At 46.7% G+C, this 12,022-nt stretch carries 11 protein-coding genes and 1 CRISPR repeat array; all 11 genes read right to left on the bottom strand.

Annotated elements, in window-relative coordinates:
• Nucleotides 1-39 precede the first annotated feature (39 nt).
• The 11 genes from B147_RS0109020 to B147_RS0109070 all read right to left on the bottom strand — a co-directional run bounded on the left by B147_RS0109020 (nucleotide 40) and on the right by B147_RS0109070 (nucleotide 11,863).
• Nucleotides 40-525, bottom strand: a complete 486-nt coding sequence (locus tag B147_RS0109020; protein WP_020586888.1) for a MaoC family dehydratase — start codon at nucleotides 523-525, stop codon at nucleotides 40-42.
• 62 nt (nucleotides 526-587) lie between these two features.
• Nucleotides 588-1,643 carry a 2-hydroxyacid dehydrogenase gene (locus tag B147_RS0109025; protein ID WP_020586889.1) on the bottom strand — a complete coding sequence of 352 codons (1,056 nt, stop codon included), beginning with the start codon at nucleotides 1,641-1,643 and terminating at the stop codon, nucleotides 588-590.
• Nucleotides 1,615-2,982, bottom strand: coding sequence for a formylglycine-generating enzyme family protein (locus B147_RS30215; RefSeq protein ID WP_020586890.1), 1,368 nt, complete (start codon nucleotides 2,980-2,982; stop codon nucleotides 1,615-1,617). Before B147_RS30215 ends, B147_RS0109025 begins: the two co-directional genes overlap by 29 nt.
• A gap of 232 nt (nucleotides 2,983-3,214) precedes the next feature.
• Nucleotides 3,215-4,767: direct repeats of the CRISPR family, unit length 32 nt; unit sequence GTTTCAATCCACGCTCCCGCATGGGGAGCGAC.
• 225 nt (nucleotides 4,768-4,992) lie between these two features.
• Complete coding sequence (gene cas2 / locus B147_RS0109035) at nucleotides 4,993-5,280, bottom strand: CRISPR-associated endonuclease Cas2 (RefSeq protein ID WP_020586891.1); 288 nt, start codon at nucleotides 5,278-5,280, stop codon at nucleotides 4,993-4,995.
• A gap of 15 nt (nucleotides 5,281-5,295) precedes the next feature.
• Nucleotides 5,296-6,327, bottom strand: a complete 1,032-nt coding sequence (cas1c, locus tag B147_RS0109040; protein ID WP_020586892.1) for a type I-C CRISPR-associated endonuclease Cas1c — start codon at nucleotides 6,325-6,327, stop codon at nucleotides 5,296-5,298.
• Nucleotides 6,324-6,974 carry a CRISPR-associated protein Cas4 gene (gene cas4 / locus B147_RS0109045; protein WP_020586893.1) on the bottom strand — a complete coding sequence of 217 codons (651 nt, stop codon included), beginning with the start codon at nucleotides 6,972-6,974 and terminating at the stop codon, nucleotides 6,324-6,326. The genes cas1c and cas4 overlap by 4 nt, the downstream gene beginning before the upstream one ends.
• Complete coding sequence (locus B147_RS0109050) at nucleotides 6,974-7,795, bottom strand: Fic family protein (protein ID WP_020586894.1); 822 nt, start codon at nucleotides 7,793-7,795, stop codon at nucleotides 6,974-6,976. The genes cas4 and B147_RS0109050 overlap by 1 nt, the downstream gene beginning before the upstream one ends.
• Nucleotides 7,796-7,827: 32 nt before the next feature.
• A complete protein-coding gene (gene cas7c / locus B147_RS0109055; protein WP_020586895.1) occupies nucleotides 7,828-8,691 on the bottom strand; it encodes a type I-C CRISPR-associated protein Cas7/Csd2 in 864 nt (287 codons plus the stop codon).
• A gap of 3 nt (nucleotides 8,692-8,694) precedes the next feature.
• Nucleotides 8,695-10,497: a type I-C CRISPR-associated protein Cas8c/Csd1 gene (cas8c, locus tag B147_RS0109060; protein ID WP_020586896.1), complete on the bottom strand. Its 1,803-nt coding sequence runs from the start codon at nucleotides 10,495-10,497 to the stop codon at nucleotides 8,695-8,697.
• Nucleotides 10,458-11,123, bottom strand: a complete 666-nt coding sequence (gene cas5c / locus B147_RS0109065) for a type I-C CRISPR-associated protein Cas5c (protein WP_020586897.1) — start codon at nucleotides 11,121-11,123, stop codon at nucleotides 10,458-10,460. The genes cas8c and cas5c overlap by 40 nt, the downstream gene beginning before the upstream one ends.
• A 17-nt stretch (nucleotides 11,124-11,140) precedes the next feature.
• On the bottom strand, nucleotides 11,141-11,863 hold the full coding sequence (locus B147_RS0109070; protein ID WP_157237830.1) for a hypothetical protein: 723 nt from the start codon (nucleotides 11,861-11,863) through the stop codon (nucleotides 11,141-11,143).
• Between the last annotated feature and the right edge of the window lie 159 nt (nucleotides 11,864-12,022).

A 12,022-nucleotide genomic window follows, 5' to 3' on the forward strand; every position in this document is an offset into this window, starting at 1 on the left:
GGTGCCAACCAGAGGCCGTTGCAAACAATACCCACGACGTTAAGGATATAGGCGTACCAGAAATTCGACAACACAAGCCGGCTTTTCACCACCTTCAATATCAATGGTAATCAGATAACAGATCTGTATACCGCCCTTCACCTCTTTTACCTGATGAATTGTCGTTCTTGCCCGAATTTTATCTCCAGCTTTAACAGCAGAAGGAAAACGAAGCCGGTTAAGACCATAGTTTACCCGATACTTCATGCCGGGATAATTTTTCTGAAAAAAATCAGGATGATTGCTTTCAGTTAAATAAGGCAATAAAGACAATGTCAAATACCCGTGAGCAATTGTTGATTTATAAGGAGACTCTTTTTTGGCTCGCTGGACATCTGTATGAATCCATTGCACATCACCGGTAACTTCAGCAAAATCATTAATTCGTTCCTGGTCAATCTCAAGCCAGGGGCCCACATGAATCTGTTGCCCAATCTGTGGTTTAATAAAATCTAAAAACGCCTGACATTTTTTCTGATCGCTCATAGTTTTGCTCTCTTTAGTTTAATATTCGTTTACAGTCCAAGGCTTGTATTAGCAACTCGGTGTTATTTAAAATAAAGCGGTGTCTGATTTTTTTCCAGCCTGCGGATATTTTCTGATACCACCTTTACAATGCCTTTCATTGAAACATCCGTCGAACCGGCGATATGAGGTGTTGATATAACATTATATCTGAAAATACTGTCATCGGGATCAGGCGGTTCTTCCCAGAACACATCCAGGCCTGCTCCGGCAATTCTTCCTTCCGCAAGAGAACTTTCAAGCGCGTCTTTGTTGATCACCCCGCCTCTGGAAAGGTTTATGATAAAAGCCCCTTTTTTCATATATGAGATCGTATCGTTATCGATTATATCCTTGCTTTTAGCCGTCAAAGGAAGACAGAGGATCACATAATCCGATTCTTTTAGCATTCTGCCGATTTGATCCGGTGTTCCCACCCATTCCAGATCCAGTTCTTTTTTTGCCCGCTCAGTGTTATTTTGTTTTATGCCCATGATTCGCATATCAAATGTTCTCAGTCTTCTGATCAGTGCCTTTCCGATACCGCCAAGACCTATGATTCCCGCTGTTTTACCCTGCAGGGAGATTCCCTGGGGTTCACCCATTTTCCTTTTTGCCATATTCTTGGCCATAACGGGAATGTTTCTGGACAATCCGATCATCATATATATTCCCAATTCCGCAACGGAGTCAGCATTCCCTGAGATATCTGTGGGAACATTGCAGACCCGTATGTCTCTTTTTTGGGCCGCCTCAATATCAACCGATTCAAGCCCGGAACCGCATTGCTGTATCAGTTTCAAGCGGTCTGCACTATCCAGTATCTCCTCAGTCACAGCAGACATTGTCGGAATTAAGACATCAATACCTTTCAGACTGTCAATCTGAAACTTTCCGGTCGCCTCAAAGCAGTGATGGGGTAATTCTGAGCGAATTATATCGAAAAAACCTCCCCAAGAATTTTCAGACGCGGCAAAAAGAATATTCATATTCCTGATCAATCCTTTTTTTATATTTTTAGCCTCTTGTTTGGTAATGGTCCGCAGGGCGATTCCGGTCAGCGGACCGGTTTCATTTGCTTGACTGCTGATCTGAGGCAACCACGCACCGGAATCCGAGGTTGCCGTCGCGGCACGGCGGGTTGTAGTCGCTCCGGTAGGCGGCCCGGCACCAGTCGGCAATGTCGTCCCAACTGCCGCCGCGAACCACGCGGTACGAGCCCAATGAAGGGCCGCGTGGATTCGTTTGGGGGCTGCTGTCGTAATAGTCCGAACCATAACAATCCGAACACCATTCCCATACATTCCCCGACTGGTTGTACGTCCCGTATCCCGATACCCCGGTTGAATATTCATATACCGGGCAGGTGGTGCCGCTTCCTTTGTTGCTGTTATTCCGGCACTTGCTTCCATCCAACTCGTTCCCCCAGGGATGAATCAACCTCAGGGGCCCGCGGGCCGCTTTCTCCCACTGGGCCTCAGTCGGCAGGCTCAATCCCGCCCAGTTGCTATAGGCTGCGGCATCGTCCCAGCTTACGCACACCACCGGGTGGTCTGCGTATTCCAATGGATAAGACTTGCCTTTCCAGACAGGGGTTCCCCATGTTGCCTTATCCGGCGGACGGTGCCCCGTCTCATCTACAAAAATTTTGTACTGCCGGTTCGTCACCGCAACCACCCCGATATAGTACGTGTCCAGATGTACCAGGTGCTTTGGATTGTCGCGGTTTCTCCCACCTCCCATCTCAAATCCCCCGGCCGGAATCTGTACCAGGATGCTCCCATCTTTTGGGTTGATAACAAGTCGGTGTTTCAGAGGTTCCCTCAACCAACGGATGAGAGGACTTATTTTTTTTGCGTAGCGGGAATACTTTTCTGGCTTGCAATTTAACCTGGTGTTAAGAATTTCCGCATCCATGCCTGAGCAGACATTGACCCATTTCACATGGTCTCTTTTTCCATCCTGTGGTATGGCGGGGTGAATCATTCGGGAAATAAGCCGCTCGGGCCAGTCGTTGCTTTTGCCTGCCTGAGCAAGGCGGGCCTCATTCACCATGCCCTTTTGATGGCCAAGATATAATGACCGCATCCGGACAAAGGGATCAGGATGGGACAATCCTCTTTTTAATTCCTTTTCGGAGGGATTTTGCTTTTCCCAGTATAAAAACAAATCTTCTGTGTCGGCAGGAGGACGCTCCCCCTCTATTACTTGGATTTTCCCGATTTGCCGAAACCGTTCAACAGCTGTTTTCACGACATTTGCGCGTCTTAACAGGTAAACTTTGACCGGCTGGGGAAGCTGATCTGTAAATTTTTTTGCAGCAGAGGATATATCATGGTCCTTGTCGGCTAAAAGGGGATAAACCCAGTCAGACGCCTTCCAGCTGTCGCCGATGGCATCAAAAAGGCCAAGCAGAAGAGACTTGACTTTCCTTCTCATGGAAGACACATTGTGGGGTCTTGGATTCCTCATATATTTTCTGGAATTCCGCGATTCACGGCAGCGGAGCCGCCGTGAACAATTAATTATGTAGTTTTTTTTGTTAAGCCAGAGTCTATAAAGTTATCCTGTTAGAAAAAAGAAAACAGGATAATCCTCCAATAACAGCCACGCAACCGGATGTAAATAGGAAGCTTGAATGGAGCCATTGAAAAGACAAAACCGACCCATGGTTTCAATCTACGCTTCCGCATGGGGAGCGACCGTAATCAACGCTTTCTATCTCGTATCCGGCATTGCCGTTTCAATCCACGCTCCCGCATGGGGAGCGACCTTGCGGATCTTGCCGCCCGGATGACCCCGGATGGGTTTCAATCCACGCTCCCGCATGGGGAGCGACACAAGGAGGTCAGATTCAGAAAAAACCTTGAATGAGTTTCAATCCACGCTCCCGCATGGGGAGCGACTTTGATGACAATGCGGAACTGGACCCGGTCAACTGTTTCAATCCACGCTCCCGCATGGGGAGCGACCTTCCATGCGTTTATTATTTTTCCAGGTGTTGGGGTTTCAATCCACGCTCCCGCATGGGGAGCGACTAATGGGCATAAAAAGCCGCACCACTGTTCATATGTTTCAATCCACGCTCCCGCATGGGGAGCGACCTAAGTTTGGTCAGTGGGCGCGGTATTCGCGGTAAGTTTCAATCCACGCTCCCGCATGGGGAGCGACAAACGAGACTCAACGCGCTCATGAGCGAGCATTGTTTCAATCCACGCTCCCGCATGGGGAGCGACTGGTCATGTCCATAGCTGTTTGCATAAAAGACATAGTTTCAATCCACGCTCCCGCATGGGGAGCGACAGCCAAGGAGTTTGAATTGGGTTGCTATGGGTCAGTTTCAATCCACGCTCCCGCATGGGGAGCGACGCTTGGTGGCCTCGGAATCATGTGGGGTATTCGGTTTCAATCCACGCTCCCGCATGGGGAGCGACAAATAAAGCCACAAAGAGTTGTAAAACTCAAAAGTTTCAATCCACGCTCCCGCATGGGGAGCGACCCATTGCTGCAATCATTGGCGTCTGGATGACAAAGTTTCAATCCACGCTCCCGCATGGGGAGCGACTTGAATACCCGAGACCGGAAAAATATCTTTACTTTGTTTCAATCCACGCTCCCGCATGGGGAGCGACCGACTTACTTGCATCAATGGTTATTCCCCACACTGTTTCAATCCACGCTCCCGCATGGGGAGCGACTATTTTTCAAGAGTCAATATTTTTTGATAACTTGTTTCAATCCACGCTCCCGCATGGGGAGCGACGTCTCTATTACGAGCAGCGCCAGAGGGAAAAGTGGTTTCAATCCACGCTCCCGCATGGGGAGCGACGAAAAATGTATCACGGTTTGCAATCCACACCAGTGTTTCAATCCACGCTCCCGCATGGGGAGCGACTGCAGATTGTCCCATCTGGAAACGGGTTCTTTTCGTTTCAATCCACGCTCCCGCATGGGGAGCGACCTTATTGGGCGATTTTGGATGCTGAAACGGATGGGTTTCAATCCACGCTCCCGCATGGGGAGCGACAAAAAACAAGTGGTGGAGACACCATGAAGATAAGTTTCAATCCACGCTCCCGCATGGGGAGCGACCACCCTTTTTTGAGATCGAAACCGTGTTCATCTTGTTTCAATCCACGCTCCCGCATGGGGAGCGACAGACATTGACCGTTTTATAGAAAAGGTGAAATATGTTTCAATCCACGCTCCCGCATGGGGAGCGACTGTTACTATGTTAACCTGCTATAATTTAACAAAAACAAATTGTCAAAGAGCGAGCCTTTCCAAAATATGTGATTTTTTAAATGAGTTTGAACTGTTGGTGGAAAAAACAATATGATTTCAAAGGGTTTTGAGAACGCGAGCCTATAAATATATAATCCTGCAAAATCCATATATGTGAACCTGATTGGGCTTTTTGCAGAATTCGAACTTAGTGTTCGCATTTTTTTACAGAATCAGGGGTTCATCAAAATCAATCGACGCTTTGGCACCGATATGTTCAACCCGCCTTTTCCAGTTTGATCCGAGAAAATAAAATCTTAAACTGTCTATTTCAGGATTTATTTCATCTATCAGGTTTTGCCTTAAAACCGTCCACTGTGCCGGATCAACAACACACTCAAACACAGAGTATTGTACTCTTTGACCGTAGTTTTGACATGCTTTTGCAACGCGCCGTAAACGCTTTGGGCCGTTTCCCTCTATGGAAACGTCATAGCTTACCAATACCAGCACTTTTAACTCCTTTTTCTATTTCCAGATAAATGGCGGGTAGCCGTCAAGATCCCCACGGATAAACCTTGCCAGGAGCAGAGCCTGGATGAAAAACAAGGTTCCGATCTGGATTTTTTCATTTAAAAAAGGATGAATCAGGCTTTCCTGTTTCCTTTTCTGGTACGTCGTCAGAACTGTTTTCCGGGTATCATCATCCATATGAACCGCGCCGGACTCTTTTATGGTAAACCCTTCAGGCTTGACCTGGCCTCTGTTGATCATTGACAGCACAAGCCTGTCGGCAAGAAAGGGCCTGAATTCCTCCATCATATCCAGGGCAAGACCCGGTCTGCCCGGACGGTCCCGGTGAAGAAAGCCCACTGACGGATCCAGTCCCACCGACTCCAGAGCTGACCTGACATCATGAACCAGCAGGGTATAAACAAAAGAAAGCAGGCAATTTACCCTGTCCGTTGGCGGTCTTCTGTTCCGTCCTGAAAAAGCAAAAGCCTCCTGTTGCTGAAAGATCAATTCATCAAAAACGCTGAAATATTGGTGGGCGGCATCTCCTTCAATACCCCGAAGACTGTCCAGGTTGTCTTTCTGCAACTCTTTTTGAATGTACGTTGACAGCCGCTTGGATACTTTTTTGACAGAGGCCTGGTCCATTTTTTCCGAATGATCCCGCAGGCTGCGATCAAGTACGGTCCGGCAGTTTGCAATTTTTCCGATCAGAACAAAACCTGCCACCTGTGCGGAAATATCCGGTTTGTCCGCCATCCGGAACTGCTTTCTTCGCAACAGGACATTGCCCGAAACCGGTCCTTTGACCATGGCCAGAAACTTTCCATATTCGGTCAGAAAGCTGATTGTCACATCTTTTTCCGCGCAAAATCCCATCAGGTAGGGACTGCACCCAACGGAACCGAAACAGACAATGCCGTCAAGGGTGTGAATGGGAATTCGCAATACGGTTTTCTGTTCGATTTTAACGGCAACTGTTTCCCCGTCTTTGCCCAGATATGCCCCCTGGGTGGTGACAAACAGCGTATTCAGATGTTTTTTCATTCGGCAATATCTTTCCGGACCATTCTGTTTAACCAGGCAGAAACGGTCCGTCTTTTTTCTATGGTCTTGGGCATGCACAATGTGAGAAATGAGCAGGTATCACATTTTTTGGCATACTCCGGCGGTGGCGTTATTCCGGATTCAACCATTGCATGAAGTTGTTCTGCCGCCTCCGTGGTCTTATGTCGTAATTCTTCATCAAAAGTTACTTCCAGGCGGCGCCTGGTCTTTCCATAAAACAGCGCGCCGGAAAGAATCTCTGTATTCAGCATCTCCTCCAGGCACATGGCCTGGGCACAAAGTTGAACCTTATCGGACAGGTCCTTTTTGGGTTTTCCGCGTTTGTACTCCACAGGGAAGGGAACCCATTTTTGAACGGAAGAATCCGTCCGGTGGAATTCAACCACATCGGCCTTCCCGGTTATGCCCAGGCGTGCTGATTTCAGGGGCAGTCCGTATTCAACTCTGATTTTACCTTTGTCTGCCTGGTCGCCTCTGTCCACCCTTTCATGCATGACCCGGCCCTGGGCCGTGAACAGATTTTCCTCCCATAGTTGTTCGATATGAATCAGGGCGCACTGGCGCGGGCAGAAAAGAATATGCTGCAGCGCGGATAGAGCCAGATATTCATTTTCCTGATACACCATTATTGATTTTTCCCGGTACGTATCTGCTGCTTTTTATGAATCTCATTCACAAGTTCCAGGGTTGTTTTCCAAGCCTGTTCACAAAAAGCGGCAAAGGGTTTTAATGCCTCCGGTTCCGGCAGCAGCTCTTTATTACCTTTTTCAATCTGCCCTGCGGCGAAATGGTATTGGGACAGGGCATCAATGTAAGCTTTGCGCTGTTCCTTTGGTACAATAATCGGCGGCAGGCCGGCCTTTAACACCGGCAGGTTGGCAACAAGTCTTGCCATTCTGCCGTTTCCGTCAAAAAAGGGATGGATGCGAACAAAGGATACATGAAGCGCAACATAGGCCTGCAACGCCTTTTCATTGTCCCCGGGAACCGCCGAGGCCATAAGCTCATTATACAGCTTAAACCATTGTTTCATCAGTGGAGGTACATCTTGGGGTGCCGCATATTCAAAAACCACCTGTTTCTCATCAACCACCCCGACAGTAGAATTGGGCTCTTTTTTCCAGTTCCCCACAGGTTTGTAGACATCAAGAACAACATGCGTCTGAACAGCTTTATGAAGGTTGAACAGTGCCTCTTGAGTAAGCGGTGTTTCCTGCTCCAATAGACCATAGATCAGAGCAATGGCCCTGGCGTGCCCCACCACTTCCTCATGGTCCTTGAGGGGCTTGCCCGAAATGGTCAATCCCTCTTCAAGAACAAAGGCGGTTTCCCCCAGGGTCAGGGTATTGCCCTCAATGGCTGTGGAGGTGTGGGTCCACAGGTTACGCAGCTGGATTATCAGAGCTTTTTGGAGGTCTTCGTCCAGATTTTGTAGAAAGTAGAGCATTATTTGCCTTTATGGTTTGACCTGCGTCGTGTCTACATTAATTCTTGTAAAGTAACACCGCTGGGAATTTGATCTTCATTTATTGCAACTGAATAATCATCAAATTGGCGTGCAGGCCGGGTCTTGTCTTTTCGTTCAACTTTTACCGTATCAAAGAGTTGATGCGCGTGAGCATTTCCCAGTTCGCCGGCGTGTTTGAATACAATTAGCTTGCGGCTGCTCATAAATCCTCGGGCAGCGGAACGATCATGTTCAAACATATTGCTCAAAGCATTCCAAAGTAACTGCAAATCCTCATCACTGAATCCGGTTTTGGCAGCCAGAGGTGCAGAGATGAACCCCTTTGCCATGTAAAGTCCATAGGGAACGATGTGTTTCCGTCCCATGGTTCTTTCTTTTTCCAGATCTTTTACATTTGTAACTGCCATGCGGGTAATGCTTATCTCCTGGGAAAAAATCGGCTCGACACTTTTAGCAAACGCCAGTTGAACAGGCCCTCGGACTTGACCGCAATTTACTTCAGTGGTCATTACCGCCCCAAAGGCGCGCACGTCAAAAAAATTGCTGCACATCCAGCCGGTAACTTTTTTGGCATCTTCTTCTTTTTTGGGAAGCTTTTTTTTCTGGGGTTCAAGATTATATTCCTTATAAGCCAATTTATTAGTTTCATTAAGTACGGCCTTTTCCTGAATATAAATGTTATAACCCGGTTTTCCGTCCATTAGAATGGATACATGATTTCTTATTTTTCGTTTAAGGCATACATCTGTTACGAGTCCATACCCGGTTTCAGGATCAAAACGGGGTAAATTTCCTGCATCCGGATCACCATTGGGGTTTCCATTTTCCACATCAAACAGCAGTACAAATTCGTACCGGTTGGCAATTGCAGTCATAGTTTAATTCTCCTTGATTTTTTTTGTGAAAAAGTTTTTGCGCTGATGGTAGTACCCAATCATAAAAAGGCCTTGCTCCTCGGCAGGAAGTGTTGACGGAAAAGCATCAAATTTATCCACAATTTCTTGGATCAGTTTTTCAAAATACGTTGCTCTTCCGGTTTTTTCAGGATCTTTTCTAAGTTTGGCAATATGATTGGTTGAGTTCTTTAAAATCATGTGGAAAACAAGCCCCGGTGTTGCAGATGCTGATGAAAGATAACGGTCTTTCATGGTTGCATTGGCACCGGGGATGGCCTCTTCCTGTGCTTTTTCCAGAACTGAGAAAAGACGGCCCAGCAGATAGGGTCCATCGGTTCTCTCTACGTCCAGCGTCATGGTAACCTCCTTTAAATTTGTCGCGGTTGAGTTGCGAATAAGATACGCTTTAAGCAAGGCCGCACGAAAATAAGTTATATTGTGTTCACTGCGGATACGTTGGAGAACAAGAGGTAGCAGGTTTTGCGGAAATCGTGACCCTGTTAAGATTGCACGTGCCATACTACCTGCTAATACCGGCGAGACATTCTCACTTTTCCCCAAGGCAGCCGTCTGGCAAAGCAAGCGCCAAAGAGGCGGATATTCCGGTTCATTTTTAAACTGTCTTGTAATGGAAAGCTGATCAAAGTACCGGCTTATTCGTTTCAGTAGATTACCGAAACTGTCCACTTCCCAAAAGCGAATGGAGAGTCGGGCAGCATTGGGTGATAACCCTAGAATGTAAAAGCGAACCGAATCATCCAGGTCGGGTATTATATCGGTTACCCTGCGGCCGTCTTTGACCGCATGTAAAAGCCCACGTATTTTTTCGGCTGTTTCCTGGTCGTCATGACTTTCTTTCGAGGTGTTTGGCTCGATTTCAGGCGGATCAAAAAGGTCGGCAAAAATGTCTTCGGCCGGGCTGGGTTTTTCTGCCCAAAAAACCAAAGTCATATCTCCGATAACGATATGCTGGCGGCTATTGGATGACAACAAGGCATTTAACGCTGTGGTATAAGCAAAAGCAGACATTTCACTTACAGCGGCTTTGTCTTGTCCATAAGAAACAAAAGCCGTTGCATTATACGAAACAATATATCCCCCAGATGTCTGTCCGCCTCTAACCCCCTTTATTGGAGTATGGACTCTTGCCTGAGGAACATTTTTTTCACCATTGACCATGCATTGGATATGGGGGGTATTGTTAGACTGCTGAATATGTTTGAGCCAGGCTTTGCGGACAAGATCTCGTTCATGAATGTATCCGGGAACACCATCCAGCCGGAACACAAAATTGGCGTTACACAGGTCATCCCAAGGATGATATTGTGCAAGCACAGATTCAGCTTCCATCCTGTCCCATTGTTGGAGAAAGGCCAATACTGATTTGACGGCGTTATCTTCAATGCCTTGACACACTTCCCGAAGTAAGGCCTGGAAAGATTCAAACCGTGATTTATTATCATCCGTAGGTCCATCAGCATCAGCACCAAACACATAAGCTGCTTTATCCCATAAGAAATTGGCTTTTACCCCGGATGTTCTGGTAACTGCAGCGGGAACAGGAATATTTCTGGGGAACAGCTTTTTTCCACTTTGTTCCCTTAAATCATCCATGCCTTTGAGCACTCCGGAATCATCGATAATCAGGGCGAAAGAGACCTTTTCAATGCTGGTTCCAAACGGGGGCATATCAGATTCGGCGTCCGCAGCCACTCTTTCATAGTAGCTGTTCAAGGCTTGGAGAATCATGATTTCACCTCCGAAGACAAAGGATTCGGTGGACATATGATTCCGTTTTCCATAACAGCTTTAAAAAATAAAGGTGTCCGTTTATTATTGAAGTCGATATCGAGCAGCATATATCCTAAGTCCTTAGTATGCCCTTTGTAGTATGAGGCCGGGATCTCTTTCTCTATCAGTTCGAAAGAGGCTGGGAACTCTCTGCAACCCAGACAAGGCTGATGAAAAAACTGTCCATTTTGCGCCCGTCTGTTAAAGATATTCAGGTGCTTGCCTTCATTATCATCAGTACCGGCTTTATCTGTCATTGTAAAATGGGCCTCAATGATATATGCAACGTTTCGAAGTAGTGTGGTTGCCCGTTGTTGCCTGTTTTTGCCGTCATCGACAAGATAATAAAGGCGTTTTCCCTTGCTCATAACCGTTGCAGGGTTGGGCTTGGGAATTTTAGATGCCACTTCATTACGACGGACATTGTCAAATTTGATGGGGTGTAACACGTGTATTTTGTCAACCACCCAGCGAATGGCAGGTTTCCAGTGAATCGCTTCAAGAATACCTCGAGCAGCAGACGGTGTCATAACATCATAAGAGACACGTTCCACTTTCATCTCCGGGCGGGTGAAACAGGCATAGTCACCCCAGACTTTCAACTTGATTCCAAATGCCATAACTCCTCCTCGGTAGTTTAAATAATAAGATCATCTGCATTCCAGGTCTCGCCTTTTTCCACAACTAAACCCACATCGTCACTATAAGCCGCCTCATTTTGTAATATTGGAATCTCGTCATGAATTAATTCTATTGCTCCTCCTGTATACAACCGGGTATATTCTCTGGTCCGGACAGCAACAAGATATGGCTGCAACTTTCTAAGCAAAGTGCCTGGGAATTCAATGTGCCTGAGTTGCTCCACCAGGTTGTGCGCCTCTGATTCCCTGGGTATCACAACACCGACCGTATCTTCCTCAATGAATTTGAAAGCTTGTGCAACTTCCTTGAAAGGAAACAGCAGATTCTTATCAAGTCTTTTAGGATTCAATCGGCGCATGATCTGTTTTTTATCTAAGTCTTCTATGTCATAAAGCAGTTCAAAGTAGCGACGCATGACCATGATATTCATGGGATCACAGTCCGGCATACTGCGCATGGCTTCTGCGGTTTTTGAAATGCAACGATTAAGCCAGGGCATACGAGGCTTTTTTTCCGGCCCAAAGACAAAAACTTGGCCAAGATCTTCCATCTTTCCCTCACGATTACAACGACCGGCTGCCTGGGCAATGGAATCCAAACCGGCCATGGCGCGAAAAACTACCGGAAAATCCAGGTCAACCCCTGCCTCCACAAGAGATGTCGAAATCACAACGCATTTTTTATTTTCTTTCAGTAGTGTCCGGTTAGTTTTTTGCATGTAAAAAACAGCTAAATTTATTGAAAAAACAGTCATTTTTTTGTTGACAAATGTGCGTAAAAATTTTTGCGCGCCTTGAAAAATTTTACTCAAGGAGCCAAAATGACGCACATTTCAGTCCTCAAAAAGCGAATACAGTCCCTGAATTTTGACAAGTTC

This window comes from Desulfobacter curvatus DSM 3379 (assembly GCF_000373985.1).
GTDB lineage: Bacteria > Desulfobacterota > Desulfobacteria > Desulfobacterales > Desulfobacteraceae > Desulfobacter > Desulfobacter curvatus.